Source organism: Vogesella aquatica (assembly GCF_028548455.1).
In the GTDB taxonomy this organism is placed as follows: Bacteria; Pseudomonadota; Gammaproteobacteria; order Burkholderiales; family Chromobacteriaceae; genus Vogesella; species Vogesella aquatica.
On record NZ_JAQQLF010000021.1, the window covers coordinates 1 to 19,278 of the forward strand.

The window sequence follows — 19,278 nt, forward strand, 5'->3', positions numbered from 1 at the left end:
TGTCTTGTTGTACAACCAGCATCTGCCGCAAAGGATGCTGGCGCATCAGCCCCCCTTGCTGGCGATGAAACAGTGGCAGAAATCACATCCCGAACTGTTCAAAAAGCAGGTGCGTAATCGTCCGGGACTAGACAGTTAGGCCACCTGCCAGTGAGGCACCAGCTAAATCTACGCCCCACATTCCTGGTTGCGGCACGTAATTGCTCCATGCAGCCCCTGCCGCAGCAGAAACCGCACCACGACCGCAATCACCATCACCCATTACTGCACTAGCACAACCTGCAACAGAGTGCCCAATGATATTTTTAACTGGCTGCCCAGCGGTGACGTTACCTACCTGAGCAAACATGGCACCCGTTGCCCCCCCCTGCAACGCACCACTCAATCGACCCGTACTAATGGCCCCGGATGTAAATCCCCCCAAAGCGCCGGCAGTGATCGTCGACAGACCGTAGATTTGGGTTGCTGCCCATGGCACTGCAACAGCTGCTGCGATTGCCAGAACCGGACGCCATTTAAAGTTTCCTGAAGGATCGCTATAACTTAACGGGTTATTCGATACATATGCATAGCGGTTGTACCCTTGCATATTATCGACACCATCGATCACCGGATCGGGGCTCAGGAAACGCCCCAGCAGCGGATCGTAAATCCGCGCATTCATGTTGATCAGACCCAGCTCGTCCAGGTGCTCGTGGCCGGTATAACCGCGGTCGGTCGTCTGGCCGGCAATGCCCGGGTTGGCCGCGTCGGTCTGCCCGCTGGCGTAGCGCCGTTTACCCCACGCGTCAAACCCCAGGCTTTCCAGCAGCTGGCCGCTGCTACCCATGATGGCCCGGTTGCTGCCCAGGTGGTCTTTGATCCAGTAGCGTTCTTCTTCTGCGGCCTGGCCGGCGGCCGGGTTGTCGCGTTTGACGACTTCACCAATGACGTCACCCAGGGCGGTGAGGTAGTGCTTGTGTTCGACTTTACCATCGGTGCCGATGGTTTTCTCGTAGAACAGGCCACTGCCTTTGCCGGGGTTGAAGTACAGCTGGGTGCCGTATTTGCTGGACACTTGCTTGATGCGCTCGTGTTCGGCGTCGTACCAGTATTCTTCACGCTGGCCATAGCCTTCCAGGGTTTTGGGCAGGTTGTAGCTGGTCCAGCTGGCGAGGCGGTTTTCATTGCGAACCAGGTTGCCGTTGGCGTCGTAGTCAAAACCGCGCTCGATGCCGTCTACGCCTTTGAGGGCGGTCAGGGCATGGGGGCGTACCACGCCGGGGCCGCTGGCGGGGTAGCTGTAGCTGCCAACACCGCTCTTGTAGGTGATGTTGCCCAGTTCGTCGTAGACGATGTCCTGGGTGCTGACCGGGTTGTCACCGCTGGCTTTGGTGAGGCGGTTCAACTCGTCGTAGCTGAAGTTTTCGTTGTACTGGTACGGGGTGCCGGCGGTGATCTTCAGGTTGCGCGTTTTGAGGTTGCCGACGCTGTCGTAGAGGTAACGTTCCTGGAAGGCGGCACCGGCATCGACGAGCTCGACCCGGTCGCGGTTGTTGTACACGCGGTTGACGGCGGCGCTGCCGCCGGCAAACAGCTGGCGGGTGGCGCGCCCGGCGGCGTCGAGGCTATCGGCTTGCCAGTAGGTCTTACCGGTGGCCGCATTGCTGAGTCGTTGCGCGCGGCCTGCCCGCAAAAGCACAAGACCACGGCATAGCCGTGGCCTTGTTGTTTTACGACGCCAGAGCCGGCAATCAGCCCGCCTGCGCCGCCTGCCACTGCGCATGGATGCGGCCAACCTCACCCATCCAGCGCTGCTTGTCCTGCGCCGGCAGCCAGCTAGCCTCGAAACTATTGTCCACCAGCTGCACTACTTCAGCATCGCTCAGGCCCAAGGCCTCGCGGCAGGCGTAGAAGTTCTGGTTCAGGTAGCCACCAAAGTAAGCCGGGTCGTCCGAGTTCACCATGGCTGCCAGGCCGGCCTGCAGCATGCGGCGCAGCGGGTGCCGGCTCAGGTCCGGCGTGACCTGCAGGCGCTGGTTGGACAGCGGGCACACGGTGAGCGGCGTGCGGTCTGCGGCCAACCTTTGCACCAGCGCCTCGTCCTCCAGGCTGCGTACGCCGTGGTCGATGCGGCACACCTGCAGCAGGTCCAGCGCCTCGACCACATACGCCGCCGGGCCTTCTTCGCCCGCATGCGCCACACAAGGCAGGCCCAGCGCGTGGCAACGGGCAAACAGGCGGGCAAACTTGGACGGCGGGTGGCCCAGCTCGCTGGAATCCAGCCCGAAGCCGTCGATACCCGCCAGATACGGCTCGGCCTGGTCCAGCACCGCCATGCCGGCCTCTTCGCTGAGGTGGCGCAAAAAGCTCATGATCAGGCGCGAGCCCATGCCCCACTGCGCCTGCGCGGCGTCCAGCGCACGGCGGATACCGTGGTAAACCGTGGCAAAGGCGATGCCGCGGTCGGTATGCGTTTGCGGGTCGAAGAAGATCTCGGTGTGCACGATGCGGTCGGCGTGCGCGCGTTCCAGGTAGGCCCAGGTCAGGTCGTAGAAGTCCTGCTCGGTTTGCAACACACCGGCGCCGGCGTAGTACAGGTCCAGAAACGATTGCAGGCTGTCGAACTGGTAAGCGGCACGCAGCGCGTCGATGCTGGCGTACGGCAGCGTGATGCCGTTGCGGGTGGCCAGGGCAAACATCAGCTCCGGCTCCAGCGTGCCTTCAATATGCAGGTGCAGCTCGGTTTTGGGCAGCGCCGCGATCAGCGCGTCTACGGGGTGGGTCATGGCGGGCTTTCTGCAAGGTTGGCCGCAGCGTGCGGCGCGGTCATTCGTGATAGCCCCAGCCAGCGCCGGGTAGCAAAGCAAAAAGCCCCGCGCTAGTGCGCAGGGCTTTTTGATTCTGGCGGAGAGGGGGGGATTCGAACCCCCGTCAGGGTATTACCCTGAACACGCTTTCCAGGCGTGCGACTTAAGCCACTCATCCACCTCTCCAGAATATGTTGCTGGCAGCTTGGGCTGCGGCAATCTCCGGCTGGGCGCAGATTGTAAATACTGGCGGAGAGGGGGGGATTCGAACCCCCGTCAGGGTATTACCCTGAACACGCTTTCCAGGCGTGCGACTTAAGCCACTCATCCACCTCTCCAGATGGCTCTTTTCGACCGGCCTTGCGGCGTTTTGTCGTCAGAGGCTGCGCATTCTAGTGAAGCCCCCCCGCCTTGGCAAGCTTTTTTACAAAAAAATGCATACTTACCGCGCCACACAGCCAACTGGCCGTGCCTGCCAGCCACACTTGGCCAGGCCAAGCCCTTGATCGCATTGCGCATTCCGGCGCAGGCTCGCAGCCAGCAGCCAGCCTGCGCGGCTTCAGGTAGAATTGCGGCATTGCAAAACACACCCCGTGAACACACGATGCGCATTGCCCTAGCCCAGTTCAACCCGGTTGTTGGCGACATCACCGGCAATACCCAGAAAATCCTGACCCTGGCCCAGCAAGCCATGGCGCAAGGGGCCGACATCCTGGTGACCCCCGAGCTGGCGCTGACCGGCTACAGCCCGGAAGACCTGCTGCTGCGCGACCATTTCTACCGCGCCATTGCCGCCGGCCTGGACGAGCTGGAGCAGCTGGACGGCATTACGCTGGTGATCGGCCACCCGGCCAAGCTGGGCAACGAACGCTTCAACGCCGCCACTGTGCTGCGCGACGGCCACCGCCTGGGCCAGTACCACAAGATGCTGCTGCCCAATAACGAAGTCTTCGACGAGTGCCGTTACTTCACCCCGGGCGCCGCGCCGCTGGTATTCGAACAAAATGGTGTACAGGTCGGCGTGCTGATCTGCGAAGACGTGTGGTCTATCGAGCCGGCAGCCGAAGCCGCCGACGCCGGCGCCAATGTCATCGTGTCGCTGAACGCCTCGCCGTTCCACCGCAACAAGATCGACACCCGACACGAAATGCTGCGCTACCGTGTGCAGGAAACCGGCCTGCCCATCGCCTACGTCAACCTCACCGGCGGCCAGGACGAACTGGTATTCGACGGCGGCTCGTTCGCGCTGGACAAACAAGGCGAACTGGTGGCCCAGGCCGCAGCCTACGACGACGAGCTACTGCTGCTGGACTACCACGACGGCGACCTCGCCCCGGCCAGCCAGGCCACCCTGCCCGGCGAGCTGGAAAGCGTATACCGCGCGCTGGTGGTAGGCGTGCGCGACTACATCAACAAAAACGGCTTCCCCGGCGCGCTGCTGGGCTTGTCCGGCGGCATCGACTCCGCGCTGACGCTGGCCATCGCCGTGGACGCCCTGGGCGCCGAACGCGTACACGCCGTGATGATGCCGTCGCGCTACACCGCCGACATCAGCGTGGACGACAGCCGCGACATGGTGCAGCGCGTGGGCGTAAAGTACGACGAAATCGAAATCTGGCCCATGTACGAAAGCTTCATGGCGGCGCTAGCGCCGTCGTTTGACGGCCTGGCCATGGACACCACCGAAGAAAACCTGCAGGCACGCATTCGCGGCACCCTGCTGATGGCACTGTCCAACAAAACCGGCAAGCTGGTGCTGACCACCGGCAACAAATCGGAGATGACCACCGGCTACTGCACGCTGTACGGTGACATGGCCGGCGGCTTTGCCGTGCTGAAAGACGTGGCCAAGACGCTGGTATTCGACCTGTGCCGCTGGCGCAATACCCAGGGCGACATCATCCCCGAGCGCATCATCACCCGCCCACCGTCGGCCGAGCTGCGCCCGGACCAGAAAGACCAGGACAGCCTGCCGCCGTACGAGGTGCTGGACGCCATCATGGCACGCTACGTGGAGCACAATATGTCGGCCGCCGAAATCATCCGCGACGGCTTTGCCGAAGCCGACGTCAACAAGGTGGTACGACTGCTGAAAATCAACGAATACAAGCGCCGCCAGGCACCGGTCGGCCCGCGCATTACCCACCGCGGCTTCGGCAAAGACTGGCGCTACCCCATCACCAACCGCTTCAGTTAAAGCGCCACTGCGGCCAACCTGCCCGGGTTGGCCGCACCTCACTGGCGGCATGCACTGCCCGCCAGAGTGTTAAGCCTTGTTAAGCAGTGCGAATCCCCCGCCGCACCGGCGGTCACACTGCCACGACCCCGCACAAGGAACACCATGAAGATCATCGCCAGTACCCTGCTCTGCCTTGCCCTGGCCGCACCGGCCCACGCCGCCGCCATTGCCCAGCTCAAACAGTTTGTCAGCAGCACCAAAACGCTGTCGGCCAGCTTTAGCCAGACCGTCAGCAGCAAAGGCAAGCAGGAAACCGCCAGCGGCGTGATGGAGCTGCAACGCCCCGGCAAGCTGCGCTGGGCGTACAGCAAGCCGTTCGAACAGCTGATCGTGGGCGACGGCAACACGCTGTGGATCTACGACAAAGAGCTGGCGCAAATCACCAAGCGCAAGCAGGCCGGCGCGCTGGGTAGCAGCCCCGCCGCACTACTGGCCGGCAGCAACGCCATCGAGCGCGACTATCTGCTGCGCGAAATGGGCAAGCAGGGTGATGTGGAGTGGCTGGCTGCCAGCCCCAAAAAAGCCGACAACACCTTTGAATCCATCAAGATGGGCTTCAGCAACAACCAGCTGGTGGAGATGGAGCTGGGCGACAGCTTTGGCAACCAGACCCGCATCCGTTTTAGCGACATCAAGAAAAACCCGGCACTGCCTGCGGCCAACTTCAGCTTTACCCCGCCCAAGGGCGTGGACCTGGTCAGCGAGTAAGCGATGGACCTGTTTGCACGCGAGCCGCACAAGCCGCTAGCCGAGGCGCTGCGCCCGGCGTCGCTGGACGACGTCATCGGCCAGCAGCACCTGATCGGCCCCGGCAAACCGCTGCGCATGGCCATCGAGGCGCAAGTACCGCACAGCATGATGCTGTGGGGGCCGCCCGGCGTGGGCAAAACCACGCTGGCACGCATTCTGGCCAATGCTTTCGATGCCGACTTCATCCCGCTGTCGGCCGTACTGTCCGGCGTCAAGGACATCCGCGAAGCGGTAGAACGCGCCCACGCCACGCTGCAGCGCAGCGGGCGGCGCACCATCCTGTTTGTGGATGAAGTCCACCGCTTCAACAAAAGCCAGCAGGATGCGTTTTTGCCGTTTGTGGAATCCGGCCTGCTCACCTTCATCGGCGCCACCACCGAAAACCCCTCGTTCGAGGTGAACGCCGCGCTGCTGTCGCGCGCCCAGGTCTATGTACTGAAACCACTCACCCAGGCCGACCTGCACGCCCTGTTCGACCGCGCTGCGGCCAACGGTGCGCTGGACGGCCTGGCTTTTGATGACGACGCCCGCAGCGCGCTGGCAGGCTACGCCGACGGCGACGCCCGCCGCTTCCTGAACCTGCTGGAACAAACCCGCACCGCCGCGCTGGCGCGCAAGACCGCGCGCATCGACAGCGCCTTTCTGGCCGAGGTGCTCAGTGTCAACGCCCGCCGTTTCGACAAAGGCGGCGACGCCTTCTACGACCAGATTTCGGCTCTGCACAAATCGGTACGCGGCTCCAACCCCGACGCCGCGCTGTACTGGCTGACGCGCATGCTGGATGGCGGCGCCGACCCGCGCTACCTGGCGCGGCGCATCGTGCGCATGGCGTGGGAAGACATCGGCCTGGCCGACCCGCGTGCCATGCAGATCGCCAACGACGCCGCCACCACCTACGAGCGCCTGGGCAGCCCCGAGGGCGAGCTGGCGCTGGGCCAGGCGGTGATCTACCTGGCCATAGCCGCCAAGAGTAATGCCGGCTACATGGCGTATAATGCAGCCCGTGCCTTCGTGGCAGGCGACAGCTCGCGCCCGGTACCGGTACACTTGCGCAATGCGCCTACCCGGCTGATGAAAGAGCTGGGCTACGGCCACGAATACCGCTACGCCCACGACGAGCCGCATGCCTATGCGGCGGGCGAAACCTATATGCCGGAAGGCCTGGAAGACGTGCGCTGGTATGAGCCGGTGCCGCGCGGGCTGGAGGGCAAGATTGCCGACAAGCTGGCGTTTTTACGCCAGCTGGATGACGAAGCCAATACCAAGAAACAGGACTGAAACATGCTGGACATTCAACTGCTGCGCAGCAATATCGAAGAAGTGGCTGCCCGCCTGGCCGCCCGTGGCTATACCCTGGAAGCAGACGCTTTCAACAGCCTGGAAGCCGAACGCAAATCCCTGCAAACCCGCATGCAGGACCTGCAATCCCAGCGCAACAGCAGCTCCAAGCAGATTGGCATTGCCAAGAAAAACGGCGAAGACGTGTCCGCCATCATGGCGCAGGTTGCCTCGCTGGGTGACGAGCTGAAGGCCGCCGAAGACGCCTTTGCCGCCGTACAAAGCCGCCTGGACAACTGGCTACTCACCATCCCCAACCTGCCGCACGAGTCGGTACCGGCTGGTGAAGACGAGAGCGGCAACGTGGAAGTGCGCCGCTGGGGCACCCCGCGCAGCTTTGATTTCGACATCAAGGACCACGTCGACGTGGGCGCACCGCTGGGCCTGGACTTCGAAACCGGCGCCAAGCTGTCCGGCGCACGCTTTACCGTGCTGCGCGCCGACATCGCCCGCCTGCACCGCGCACTGGCGCAGTTCATGCTGAACACCCACACCGAACAGCACGGCTACAGCGAAACCTACACCCCGTACATCGTCAACAGCGACGTACTGTACGGCACCGGCCAGCTGCCGAAGTTTGCCGAAGACATGTTCCGCGTGGAGCGTGGTGGCGAAGCCGCTGCCCAGGCGCAGTACCTGATTTCCACCTCGGAAATTACCATGACCAATATGGTGCGCGAGTCGGTACTGAAGCACGACGAGCTGCCGCTGAAGTTTACCGCCCACTCGCCCTGCTTCCGCTCCGAAGCCGGCGCCTACGGCCGTGACACCCGCGGCCTGATCCGCCAGCACCAGTTCGACAAGGTGGAAATGGTACAGATCGCCCACCCGGATCACTCGTTTGCCGCGCTGGACGAAATGGTCGGCCACGCCGAAGTCATCCTGCAGCAACTGGGCCTGCCGTACCGCGTGATGGCACTGTGCAGCGGTGACATGGGCTTTGGCGCCCACAAGACCTTCGACCTGGAAGTGTGGCTGCCGGCGCAGAACACCTACCGCGAGATCAGCTCCTGCTCGAACATGGGCGACTTCCAGGCACGCCGCATGATGGCCCGCTTCAAGGACGCCGACGGCAAGAACCGCTACGTGCACACCCTGAACGGCTCCGGCCTGGCGGTGGGCCGCACGCTGGTGGCGGTACTGGAGAACTACCAGAACGCCGACGGCAGCGTCACCATCCCCGAAGTGCTGCGCCCGTATATGGGTGGCCGCGACAAGATCGGCGGCTAAGCCGTGCTGAAGGTTGGCCGCAAGCGGCCAACCTGGCAAACAAAAAGCCGATGCTCACGCATCGGCTTTTTGTTTGCCAGCCACAACGCAGGCTCAGTGCGCCAGCTCGGCCTGCAACATGCTACGGAAAGCTTCGGCTGGCATAGGCTTGCCAAACAGGTAGCCCTGCGCCATGTGGCAGCCCTCGGCCTGCAGGAAGTCACGGTGCGCCGGCAGCTCGACACCCTCGGCCACAATGGACAAGCCCAGGCTGCGGCCCATGGAAATAATGGCCGAGGCGATGGCGGCGTCGTCACGGTCGTGGTCCAGATCCTTGATGAAGGAGCGGTCGATCTTCAGCACCTGCACCGGCAAGCGCTTCAGGTAGGCCAGCGAGGAATAGCCGGTGCCGAAATCGTCAATCGCCAGCGTGACGCCGATATCGCGCAGGCCTTCCAGCGCTTTCATCACCTCCACATCGGTATCCATCGCCGTGCTCTCGGTCATTTCCAGCTCCAGACAGGACGCCGGCAAGCCGCTATCGGCCAGTATCTCGCGCACACTGTCCACGATCTGGCCAAACTTGAGCTGGCGCCCGGACAGGTTGACCGCCACGCGGCCATGAAAACCGAACTCGTCCAGCAGCGCCTTGCTGAAACGGCAAGCCTCTTGCAGCACCCAGCTACCCAGCGGCACGATCAGCGCGCACTCTTCCGCCACCGGAATGAATTCGGTTGGCGGCACCATGCCCATCTCCGGGTTCTGCCAGCGTATCAGCGCCTCCATGCCCACCAGGTGGCCACTGGCGACTTCGACCTTGGGCTGGTACCACACCTGGAATTCCTGCTTCATCAGCGCGCGATGCAAGCTGTACTCCAGCTTCAGGCGCGCCATGGCACTGGCGTTCATGTCGGCAGTGTAAAACTGGAAGGTATTCTTGCCGCGGCTTTTGGCACGATACATGGCGGCATCGGCATTCACCAGCAGGCTCTCGGCGGTATTACCGTCGTCGGGGAACATGGCAATGCCCAGGCTGGCCGACACGAATACCTTGTTACCCGCGCCCAGCACCACCTCGCCGGTGATGCTTTCCAGCATGGTTTGCGCCAGGCTGGCCACGGCATTCGGCTGGGCAACACCCGATACCAGCACGGTGAATTCGTCACCCGCCAGGCGGGCGGCTACCGCCCCGGCTGGCAACTGGTTCTGGATACGGCAGGCGATCTTGACCAATAGCTCGTCGCCGGCCTGGTGGCCCAGCGTGTCATTGATGAGCTTGAAACGGTCCAGGTCGATAAAGATCAGCGCCAGCCGCTGCGTTTGCTCCAGCGCACGCTCTACCGCCAGCTGCAGCTTTTCGCCGAACAGCGTGCGGTTGGGCAGGCCGGTCAGTGCGTCGTGGTTGGCCAGAAAGTGCAAGCGCTCTTCCGCCTGCTTGCGCTGGGTGATATCGGTAAACACCGCCACGTAGTGACGCGCCCCGCCGTGGCCGTCGGGAATGGCGGTGATGGTCAGGTGCTCGGTATACAGCAGGCCGCTTTTGCGGCGGTTAACCACCTCGCCCTGCCACATACCCTGTTGCTTGAGCTGGCCCCACATACGCTGGTAAAAGTCATCTCCCTGGCGGCCGGATTTCAGCAAGGCTGGCGTCTGCCCTACCGCTTCGTCCCGCGTATAACCGGTAATGCGGCTGAAGGCCGGGTTCACCGACTGGATAATGCCGTTCTGGTCGGTAATCAGGATGCCTTCCATGGTGGACTCGAATACCTTGTCCGCCAGCTGCAGGCTCTCGCGCGAGCGCAGCAGGGCCTCGTCGCGCTCACGCAGCACGGCGCGCAGCTCGGACAAATACTCCTGCTCGATTGACGCCAGAATGTCCGCCATGCTGATAATGGCCAGCAGCTTGCCGTCGTCCGCCACCACACCCAGGTGGCGGATCTGGTATTCCATGAATACCTTGCGCGCCGCCAGCAAGGTCATATTGGCTGGCACAGAACGCAGGGGGTAGCTGGCCAGGTCGGCCGCACAGCGCGTTTCATCCGGCTGCGCCAGAAAGCGCACCATGTCACGGCGCGTGATGATGCCCCAGCTGCCATCGGCGTAGCGCACCGCCAGCGCTTCTACGGAAAAATCGCGCATGCACTGCATGACTTCTGCCGCCGGAGCCTCGGCGTAGATCACCACCAGCGATTCGCGCGCCAGGCTATCGAGCCGCTTCATGCGCAGGAACAGCTCGGCGTCCTGATTGAGCAGAATATCCGTGGCCGACACCACACCTACCATCTTGCCGTGTTCATCACGCACAATCAGGTGGCGTACATTGTTTTCCATCAGCACGCGCGTCGCGTCTTGCAAGGGGCAATCCAGTGCAATCCCCAGTACCGGCGCGCTCATCACGCTGCCCATATCCTGGCCAGCCAGGTCGTCCTGCCGCAAATCCAGCTTGATGGCGTCGGTTTCGGTCCAGATACCTACCGGCTCGCCCGACTCGTCCACCACCACAATCGATCCGCACAAAGCGTCGCACATGGCGCGTGCCGCCTCTGCCACCGACAAGGTGGGCGGGCAACACAGGACATTCCGGGACACAATGCTTTCAACGGTATGCGATAAGGACACGCCAGACTCCAGAGGACAACATATAAGTAAATATCTATTTACAGTTTACCAGCTCATTTGAAAGCCAATACAAAGAAAAATCCAGAAAGATACCAGTTTGGGTAATCTGCGGTGACAGGCCACCCGCACCCAGCCCTTCCTTCCCTGATTGGTGTAAATACTACAGCATCTTATCAAAAATGCCGCACGCATCCATAGATACGTCATTTATATTCCGCGCACAGAAAAACCCTTCACCTTCCGGCCAAAACTGCCGATAAAGCAGATGCCTATCCGTACATTCTGACTGGAGCCATGATGGACATCAGCAGCATCAGCAGCCGCCCGGCCTTGCCTGCCAGCGTAGCTGCCAATACCAAACCACCGGCCAGCAGCCCACCTGCCACCGGCGACACCCAGGAAAAGGTCGAGCTGGGGCAACGCCCGCTGGACGAGGCGCAAACCTATAGTGACCCGCGCAAAACCGCAGCCAAAGACAAGCCGGACCTGCAAAGCATGCTGGACGAATCCAACCGCAAGGTAGACGAGTTCATGCAGCTGCTCGGTGGCATGGTGGAAAAACAAGGCCTGGAGTGGAGCAAGCTGGTCAGCGGCGAGCAGAAGCTCAGCGCCGACGCCGAAACCATTGCCAAGGCGAAAGAGGCCGTCTCCGAGGACGGCGAGTTCGGCGTGCGCAAGACTGCCGAACGCATTTTGACCTTCGCCAAAATGGGCATGGGCGACGACCCGGAAAAACTGGCCACCTTCCGCAAGGCGGTAGAGAAAGGCTTTGACGACGCGGCCAAAATGCTGGGCGGCAAGCTGCCGCAGATCAGCGAAGACACCCGCAAGGTGATCATGGCCGAGTTCGACCGCTGGGAAAAAGAAGGCATTCCTACTGGCAACGCCGTCAGCCTGAAAAAAGCCGACAGCGCCGATACCGGCAAAGCACAAACCAGCATCAACACCAGCGCCTGACGCCACCCGGCACCAAGCCAACCAGCCCGCCTAGGCGGGCTTTTTGCTGCCTGCGCTCTGTTATACTGCCGCCTTGTCGAATTTTGCTCTTTAAGCCCGCATGACCACCCCCACCCTGCCCGAACTCAAAGCCGCCCTTTCCACCTGCCTGCTGCGCGACCGCCACATACTGAAACGCAAGCTGCAGGACGCCGAACAACGCGTGCGCAAGCAGCAGCCTGCCGACAAGCTGCTGGCCGACATCGCCGCGCAAGTTGCCCGCTCCGCCAGCCGCGCCGCCGTACGCGCCGAGCACCTGCCACGGCCAACGTTTGACGACGCACTGCCGGTCAACCAGAAGCTGGACGATATCAAGGCAGCGATTGCGGCCAACCAGGTGGTGATCATTTGCGGCGAAACCGGTTCCGGCAAAACCACGCAGCTACCCAAGATCTGCCTGGAGCTGGGCCGTGGCGTGTATGGGCTGATCGGCCACACCCAGCCGCGCAGGTTGGCCGCACGCTCGGTAGCCACGCGTATCGCGCAGGAGCTGGGCAGCGAGCTGGGCACCCACGTGGGTTTCAAGGTGCGCTTTAACGACAAGCAGTCCGAGCGCAACGTCATCAAGCTGATGACCGACGGCATCCTGCTGGCCGAAACGCAGACCGACCGCTACCTGAGCAACTACGACACCATCATCATCGACGAGGCGCACGAACGCAGCCTCAACATCGACTTCCTGCTGGGCTACCTGAAGCAGCTACTGCCGCGTCGCCCCGACCTGAAGGTGATCATCACCTCGGCCACCATCGACGCCGACCGCTTTGCCCGCCACTTCGGCAACGCGCCGGTGATCGAAGTCTCCGGCCGTACCTACCCGGTAGAAGTGCGCTACCGCCCGCTGAAGCAGCGCGACGAGGACGAGCGCGAAATGGAGATGGAAGACGCCATCGTGGAGGCGGTGTCGGAAATCTCGCGCCACGGCGCTGGCGATATCCTGGTGTTCCTGCCCGGCGAGCGCGAAATCCGCGACACCGCCGACAAGTTGCGCCGCAGCGGCATCCGCCATTACGAGATCCTGCCGCTGTTTGCCCGCCTGTCCAACGAAGACCAGCAGAAAATCTTCAAGCCCTCCGGCGGGCGCCGCATCGTACTGGCCACCAACGTGGCAGAAACCTCGCTCACCGTGCCCGGCATCAAGTACGTGATCGATACCGGCCTCGCGCGTATCAAGCGATACAGCCCCCGTGCCAAGGTAGAACAGCTGCAGGTAGAGAAAATCTCGCAGGCGGCGGCGCGCCAGCGCGCTGGCCGTTGCGGCCGTGTCGAGGCCGGCATTTGCGTGCGCCTGTACGACGAAGCCGACTTCAACGCCCGCAGCGCGTTTACCGACCCGGAAATCGTGCGCAGCAGCCTGGCGGCGGTGATCCTGCGTATGGCTGCACTGCAGCTGGGCGTGGTGGACCAGTTCCCGTTTATCGAACCGCCGTCCAGCCGCCTGATTGCCGACGGCTACCAGGTACTGCAAGAGCTGGGCGCGGTGGACGAACAGCTGGCGCTCACCGCCGTGGGCAAGGAGCTGGCGCGTATTCCGGTGGACCCCAAGGTTGGCCGCATGCTGCTGGCCGGCCGCGATTTCGGCTGCGTACGCGAGGTATTGATCATCGCCGCCGGCCTGTCGATCCAGGACCCGCGCGAGCGGCCGTTCGAAGCCCGCGAGGCAGCCGACCGCGCACACACGCGCTTTAACGACGAGAAGTCCGACTTCCTGTCCTGGCTGCACCTGTGGGACTTCTTTGCCGACGCGCTGGCCAACAAGCAAAGCAACCGCCAGCTGGTAAACCTGTGCCACGAGCACTTTTTGTCGCACCTGCGCATGCGCGAATGGCGCGAGCTGCACGCCCAGCTGGTAGACATCGCCGCCGAGATGGGCCTGATCGACAAGGACAAGGCCCACGCCCCGTCCCCGGTGCAGGCCAACCTGGAAACCAGCGCCAAGAAACGCGCCCAGGCCGACACCGTGGCGTACGAACGGCTGCACAAGGCGCTACTGACCGGCCTGATCGGCAATATCGGCATGAAGTCGCAGGAAAGCGACGACTACACCAGCGCCCGCGGCGGCAGCTTTCTGGTATTCCCCGGTACTGGCCTGAAAAAGCTGCGCCCCAAATGGATAGTGGTGGCCGAGCTGGTAGAAACCACCAAGCTGTACGGCCGCTGCGTGGCCAAGATCGAACCGGAATGGGTAGAAGCCGTGGCGCCGCACCTGATCCGCCTGCATCACTTCGAGCCGCACTGGGAAAAAGCCCGTGGCGAAGTGGTGGCCAGCGAGCGCGTCACGCTGTTCGGCCTGACGCTGATTGCACGCCGCCCGGTAAGCTACGGCCGCATTGCCCCTGAAGAGGCGCGCGAGTTGTTCATCCGCGGCGCACTAGTGGCGATGGAGTACGTGAGCAACGCACCGTTCTTCCAGCGCAACCAGCAGCTGATCCGCGAGGTGGAGCAGCTGGAGCACAAGGCACGCCGCCAGGACGTACTGGTAGACGAAGAGGCGCTGTACGCCTTTTACGCCGAACGTATTGCCAGCGACGTGGTGGACGCCGCCAGCTTCGAGGCGTGGCGCAAAACCGCCGAGCAGGCCAACCCGAAAGTGCTGTTCCTCACCCGCGAGGAGCTGATGCGCCACGCCGCCGAGCACGTGTCGGAAAACCAGTTCCCCGAGTGGTGCGAGCTGGCGGAAAGCCGCTGCCGCCTGCGCTACCGCTTCGAGCCCAATCACCCGCTGGACGGCGTCACCATCGACCTGCCGCTGGCGGTACTCAACACCCTGCAGCCGGCCGAGTTCGAATGGCTGGTGCCGGGCATGATCCGCGAAAAGCTGCAGGCCATGATCAAGGGGCTGCCCAAGCAGCTACGCCGCAGCTGCGTGCCGGTGCCGGACTTTGTCACCCAGTTCCTGCTGACCGAGCCGGACACCGGCAAGCCGATCGGCCCGCAGCTGGCGCACTTCATCCTGCGCCACACCGGCGGCGTGAAGGTAGACCCGCTGGCCTTCGATGCCATCGAGCTGCCGGCACACTTGCTGTTCAACTTCCGCATTGTGGACGACGGCAAACAGGAAATCGGCATGGGGCGCGACCTCCTGGCGCTGCAAAAGCAGTTTGGCCAGGCGGCGCAGCTGACTTTCCGCGACACCAGCGCCGAGTTCGAGCGCGACCACGTAGAAGCGTGGGATTTTGGCGAGCTGCCGCAGGCGATACAGTTTGCCCGTGGCCGCCAGCAGCTTACCGGTTTCCCGGCGCTGACCATCGAAACCGACGCCAAGGGCGAGCATGTGGCCATCCGCCTGTTCGATACCGAGGGTGCGGCCAACGTAGCGCACCGCAAGGGGGTGATCCGTCTGCTGCAGTACCAGCTGAAAGAGCACATGAAGCAGATGAACAAAGGCCTGCCGGGCATGACCCAGCTAGGCCTGCAGCTGCGCAATGTGTGCAATGTGGACGAACTGCTGCAGGATGCCATCACCGCTATCTGCGATCGCGCCTTTATCGGCGACGACGACGTGCCGCGCACCGAGAAAGCGTTTAACGACCAGAAAGCCCGCGCCCGCACCCGCCTGCCTGCCGTCACGCAGGCAGTCACCGGCTACCTGAACCAGATTGCCGCCGAATACGGCTTGCTCAGTACCAAGCTGCAAAAGCACAAACTGGGCTTCGAGCTGAAACAGCAGCTGGAACGCCTGGTGTATAAAGGCTTCCTGTACGCCACGCCGTGGAGCCAGCTGCCGCACTTGCCGCGCTATATGAAGGCGATGGGTTTGCGCATGGATAAACAGCCGGCCAACGCCCAGCGCGACGGCCAGCGCGGCGCCGAAATCCGCCAGCTATGGGCGCGCTGGGAAGCGCGCATGGCCGAAGAGGCCGAGCGCGGCCAACCTTCGCCGCAGCTGCAGGCCTTCCGTTGGCATATCGAAGAGCTGCGTGTCGGCCTGTTTGCACAAGAGCTGAAAACACCGTACCCGGTATCCGGCAAGCGCCTGGAAAAACTGTGGAGCGAGCTACCGCGCGGCCTCTAAGCCCGAAACTGCCACGGCGTGGTGCCGTGGCAGGGTAAAAGCAGCACCTCGGTACAGGCCGGCCATCATTATCACCAAGCATGCCAGCCACACCAGCCGATTTGTGCCAGAATTCTGCATAAGCTCATTCGCGTCTGCCCATCATGCAAAGCACAGAACACAAAGCCCCCCTCGATAGCATCCTGAAGGTAGGCGAAACCCTGCCGGCCGACATTTATGCGGCCAACGGGCTGCTGCTGCTACGCAAGGGGCACTACGTGCTGAACGAAAAGCAGCGCGAACGCTTGGTGGCCCTGGGCATGACCCACCCTGCCAGCGCCCTGCCCCCGGTAGAAAGTGACCTTGCCCGCATTAGCGGCGAGTTCAGTCCGTTTGAAGAAATCCAGTATGCCGCGCGCCACCTGGACTACCTGCTGGGTGCCGGCCTGTCAGCCCGCGGTTTCGAACAGCGCGTGCGGGCGCTGGCCAACCGCCTGCTTGCCTTTACCGAGAAGGCCCCGGACGGCATGCTGGCTTCGCTGCTACTGGTGCCACTGGCAAAATACTCGTCAGCACACAGCATTCACGTGGGCATTATCCTGGCGGTGCTGACCCGCAGGCTGGCACTGGAGCCCCCAGCGCGCAATAGCCTGATTTCGTCAGCGCTCACCATGAACTTGTCTATTGCCAGCCTGATGGACGACCTGCACCACCAAAGCAGCCCGCTCAGCCAGGAACAGCGCAACCTGATAGAAGGCCACCCGCTGCTGTCGTCCGCCATGCTGCGCGAGCTGGGCATTACAGACGAATTGTGGCATTTGCTGGTACAAACCCACCATGAAAAATGGGATGGCAAAGGCTATCCTTACCGGCTGGACAAAGAAAACATCGAGTCGCTATCGCACCTGCTACACCTGGCTGACGTTACCGCCGCCAAGCTGGTGCCGCGCACCTACCGCTCGGCCATGAAGCCCAATACCGCGCTGGCGCAAATCTTCATGGAAGCCAATGCGTTGTTTGACTACCGCTTTACGTCATTACTGGTGAAAGAGCTGGGCATCTACCCGCCGGGCAGCTTTGTGCAGCTGGCCAACCAGGAAATGGGCGTTGTACTCAGCCGGCGCGAGCGCGCCGACGAGCCATGTGTTGCCGTGCTGCGTCGCAACGATGGTGCACCGTACAACAAACCGCAGCTGCGCGAGGCTAGCACGCACGAATACCGTATCCTGCAAGCCATTGACCAGAAACAGATTGGCATCCGCCCGCAATACCTGGCCAGCCTCTGGGCGCGGCACCGATCTGGAAGCTCTACTTATAAATAGGCCAACAAGTGATACACTGCATTTATATGCGTAACTCGTAAACCCCACATTGCCATGACCGAGAAAAGCAAGCTGTCGGCTGACATGATTCTGGTGGGCAAACAACTGCCCGTCGACGTATACCACCGTAGCGGCATGCTGCTGGTAAAGCAGGGGCATTACGTACTGACGCCCGAGCAAAAACAGAAGCTGCTGGCACACGGCCAGCTCGACAACTCGGCCAAGGCAGCTTTGGTGGAAAAAGAGCTGCGCGAACGACGCGAACGGCAAGAACAGGAACGTCGCCAGGCCGCTAGCCAGGTCTTGAACCCGCTAGTAGAGCTGGACCAGCTGGCGCACAAGGTTAACGGCCTGCTGAACCGCTACTTTCATTCCCAACACTTTTGTAGCGATGTGAGCCACGTGGCCAGCCGCCTGCTCACCCTGGCAGAAAAGCAACCTGACGGGCTGATTGCCTCCTGCCTGCTAGTGCCGTTCAACGACTATGGCAGCATGCATAGCCTGCACACCGCCGCCATGCTGGGCATTCTGGGCCGCCGGCTTAATCTGCCTGCCAAGGAAATGCATGTACTGCTGTGCGCTGCGCTGACGATGAATATTGCGGCGACCAAGCTGCACTCCGATCTGAGCAAGCAAGAGACGGCACTGGATGCGTCGCAGAAGTCGGACATGTATGCGCACCCGCTATTGTCATCTGCCATCTTGCGTGACCTGGGGGTAGATGACGAGCGCTGGCATTTGCTGGTACAGCAGCACCACGAAGAATGGAATGGCTCGGGCTACCCCTACGGCCTGAAAAAGGAAGAGATCGACCCGGGGGCTCATCTGATCCGCCTGACCGATGTGCTGACCTCGCTACTGGTCACGCAGGCGCATCGTGCCGGCCGCTTGCCATCCATTGCGCTGGGGCGGCTATTCAAAGGCGAATTCAGCGAGTTCGACCCACGCTTTGTCGCGTTGCTGATCAAAGAGCTGGGCATTTACCCGCCCGGCAGCTTTGTCCGGCTGGCCAACCACGAGATTGCCGTTGTCACGCACCGCCCAAGCGACAGCAATACCAAACACCCCAAAGTAGCTGCCATCCGCTCTGCCAGCGGCGAAATGTATGGTGAACCCCTGCCACGCAATACCCGCACATCAGAACACACCATTACCGAGCCTATCTCGCTGAAAGAGGCCGGCGTGCGCCCGGCTTTTCTGCTGAAAATCTGGAACACCTGACCTGGCGCAGGCATAAAAAAGACCCGCTAATGCGGGTCTTTTTTATGATAGGCACGGGCTCAGGAAAAGTGCTCTTCTGCCGACAAGTAGCGCCACTTGCCGGTAGGCAGGTCGCCCAGCATGATGGTGCCGATACGGATACGTTTCAGGCCCACAACATGTAAGCCTACCAGCTCGCACATGCGGCGGATCTGGCGCTTTTTGCCTTCTTTCAGGATAAAACGCAGCTGGTCTTCGTTCTGCCACCATACCTTGGCCGGTAACAGCGCCTCGCCGTCCAGCGACAAACCGTGATTCAGCAACTTCAGCCCTTCTGGCGTGAGGTTGCCCTCTACCCGCACCAGGTACTCTTTTTCCACGTCAGAACGCTCGCCGATGATTTCTTTGGCAATACGGCCATCTTGCGTCAGCACCAGCAACCCTACCGAGTCGATGTCCAGGCGCCCGGCCGGTGCCAGACCTTTCATGTGATCGCGGGTAAAGCGGATACCGGATTTGTCTTCGGTCCAGTGGTTATCCGGTGTAATCAGCGCCGCTGCCGGCTGGTAACCGTTTTCAGCCTGGCTGGACACATAACCCATGGGCTTGTTGATCAGGATGGTCACGCGCTGGGCTTGCGCCTTGCCCAGGCGCTCATCCAGCTGGATCTGGTCGGCGGGTGTCACTTTTTGCCCCAGCACGGCCACCTCGCCATTGACGCGAACCCAGCCTTGCTCGATATAGCTATCTGCCTCGCGACGGGAACACAAGCCCATCTCGGCCATGCGTTTTGACAAGCGTACTGGTTCCATAATGACTCCG

12 protein-coding genes, 2 tRNA genes and 1 pseudogene are annotated in these 19,278 nt (G+C 62.1%); 9 read left to right on the forward strand and 6 right to left on the reverse strand.

The window, feature by feature from the left end; genetic code table 11:
- Positions 1–139: pseudogene (locus tag PQU95_RS14825) on the forward strand (IS481 family transposase); the annotation flags it as partial.
- Here PQU95_RS14825 and PQU95_RS14830 read toward each other — a convergent pair.
- The 4 genes from PQU95_RS14830 to PQU95_RS14845 all read right to left on the reverse strand — a co-directional run bounded on the left by PQU95_RS14830 (position 128) and on the right by PQU95_RS14845 (position 3,127).
- On the reverse strand, positions 128–1,675 hold the full coding sequence (locus PQU95_RS14830; RefSeq protein ID WP_272752723.1) for an RHS repeat-associated core domain-containing protein: 1,548 nt from the start codon (positions 1,673–1,675) through the stop codon (positions 128–130). The pseudogene PQU95_RS14825 and the gene PQU95_RS14830 sit on opposite strands and share 12 nt — an antisense overlap.
- 58 nt (positions 1,676–1,733) lie before the next feature.
- Entirely contained in the window at positions 1,734–2,768 is a 1,035-nt protein-coding gene (locus PQU95_RS14835; protein WP_272752724.1) for an adenosine deaminase, read from the reverse strand.
- A 116-nt stretch (positions 2,769–2,884) separates the two neighbouring features.
- Positions 2,885–2,975 (reverse strand) — tRNA-Ser (locus PQU95_RS14840).
- Between the two features lie 61 nt (positions 2,976–3,036).
- Positions 3,037–3,127 (reverse strand) — tRNA-Ser (locus tag PQU95_RS14845).
- A gap of 266 nt (positions 3,128–3,393) precedes the next feature.
- Between PQU95_RS14845 and PQU95_RS14850 the strand changes: the two genes are divergently transcribed.
- The 4 genes from PQU95_RS14850 to serS all read left to right on the forward strand — a co-directional run bounded on the left by PQU95_RS14850 (position 3,394) and on the right by serS (position 8,346).
- Positions 3,394–4,986 (forward strand): NAD+ synthase, encoded by a 1,593-nt coding sequence (locus PQU95_RS14850; RefSeq protein WP_272752725.1) that lies wholly within the window; start codon positions 3,394–3,396, stop codon positions 4,984–4,986.
- Between the two features lie 144 nt (positions 4,987–5,130).
- On the forward strand, positions 5,131–5,736 hold the full coding sequence (gene lolA / locus PQU95_RS14855; protein WP_272752726.1) for an outer membrane lipoprotein periplasmic chaperone LolA: 606 nt from the start codon (positions 5,131–5,133) through the stop codon (positions 5,734–5,736).
- Between the two features lie 3 nt (positions 5,737–5,739).
- The gene (locus PQU95_RS14860) at positions 5,740–7,056 is read left to right on the forward strand and encodes a replication-associated recombination protein A (protein ID WP_272752727.1); all 1,317 of its coding nucleotides are present in this window, start codon (positions 5,740–5,742) and stop codon (positions 7,054–7,056) included.
- Positions 7,057–7,059: 3 nt separating this feature from the next.
- A complete protein-coding gene (gene serS, locus PQU95_RS14865; protein WP_272752728.1) occupies positions 7,060–8,346 on the forward strand; it encodes a serine--tRNA ligase in 1,287 nt (428 codons plus the stop codon).
- A gap of 93 nt (positions 8,347–8,439) precedes the next feature.
- Here serS and PQU95_RS14870 read toward each other — a convergent pair whose 3' ends face one another.
- Positions 8,440–10,944 (reverse strand): EAL domain-containing protein, encoded by a 2,505-nt coding sequence (locus PQU95_RS14870; RefSeq protein WP_272752729.1) that lies wholly within the window; start codon positions 10,942–10,944, stop codon positions 8,440–8,442.
- 297 nt (positions 10,945–11,241) lie between these two features.
- On the opposite strand from PQU95_RS14870, the gene PQU95_RS14875 reads away from it, so the two are divergent.
- The 4 genes from PQU95_RS14875 to PQU95_RS14890 all read left to right on the forward strand — a co-directional run bounded on the left by PQU95_RS14875 (position 11,242) and on the right by PQU95_RS14890 (position 18,477).
- Positions 11,242–11,901 (forward strand): hypothetical protein, encoded by a 660-nt coding sequence (locus PQU95_RS14875; protein WP_272752730.1) that lies wholly within the window; start codon positions 11,242–11,244, stop codon positions 11,899–11,901.
- 100 nt (positions 11,902–12,001) lie between these two features.
- The gene (gene hrpA / locus PQU95_RS14880; protein ID WP_272752731.1) at positions 12,002–15,955 is read left to right on the forward strand and encodes an ATP-dependent RNA helicase HrpA; all 3,954 of its coding nucleotides are present in this window, start codon (positions 12,002–12,004) and stop codon (positions 15,953–15,955) included.
- A 143-nt stretch (positions 15,956–16,098) separates the two neighbouring features.
- A complete protein-coding gene (locus PQU95_RS14885; protein ID WP_272752733.1) occupies positions 16,099–17,256 on the forward strand; it encodes an HD-GYP domain-containing protein in 1,158 nt (385 codons plus the stop codon).
- A gap of 54 nt (positions 17,257–17,310) precedes the next feature.
- Positions 17,311–18,477: an HD-GYP domain-containing protein gene (locus PQU95_RS14890; RefSeq protein ID WP_272752735.1), complete on the forward strand. Its 1,167-nt coding sequence runs from the start codon at positions 17,311–17,313 to the stop codon at positions 18,475–18,477.
- A gap of 59 nt (positions 18,478–18,536) precedes the next feature.
- Here PQU95_RS14890 and PQU95_RS14895 read toward each other — a convergent pair whose 3' ends face one another.
- Positions 18,537–19,268, reverse strand: a complete 732-nt coding sequence (locus PQU95_RS14895; protein ID WP_272752736.1) for a pseudouridine synthase — start codon at positions 19,266–19,268, stop codon at positions 18,537–18,539.
- Positions 19,269–19,278 lie beyond the last annotated feature (10 nt).

Bases quoted from the DNA above. Each gene is read 5' to 3' on its own strand.
- PQU95_RS14895 (WP_272752736.1), bottom strand. From the start codon at position 19,268: ATGGAACCAGTACGCTTGTCAAAACGCATGGCCGAGATGGGCTTGTGT.
- PQU95_RS14875 (WP_272752730.1), top strand. From the start codon at position 11,242: ATGGACATCAGCAGCATCAGCAGCCGCCCGGCCTTGCCTGCCAGCGTA.
- PQU95_RS14860 (WP_272752727.1), top strand. From the start codon at position 5,740: ATGGACCTGTTTGCACGCGAGCCGCACAAGCCGCTAGCCGAGGCGCTG.
- PQU95_RS14850 (WP_272752725.1), top strand. From the start codon at position 3,394: ATGCGCATTGCCCTAGCCCAGTTCAACCCGGTTGTTGGCGACATCACC.
- PQU95_RS14890 (WP_272752735.1), top strand. From the start codon at position 17,311: ATGACCGAGAAAAGCAAGCTGTCGGCTGACATGATTCTGGTGGGCAAA.
- hrpA (WP_272752731.1), top strand. From the start codon at position 12,002: ATGACCACCCCCACCCTGCCCGAACTCAAAGCCGCCCTTTCCACCTGC.
- PQU95_RS14885 (WP_272752733.1), top strand. From the start codon at position 16,099: ATGCAAAGCACAGAACACAAAGCCCCCCTCGATAGCATCCTGAAGGTA.
- PQU95_RS14835 (WP_272752724.1), bottom strand. From the start codon at position 2,768: ATGACCCACCCCGTAGACGCGCTGATCGCGGCGCTGCCCAAAACCGAG.
- serS (WP_272752728.1), top strand. From the start codon at position 7,060: ATGCTGGACATTCAACTGCTGCGCAGCAATATCGAAGAAGTGGCTGCC.
- lolA (WP_272752726.1), top strand. From the start codon at position 5,131: ATGAAGATCATCGCCAGTACCCTGCTCTGCCTTGCCCTGGCCGCACCG.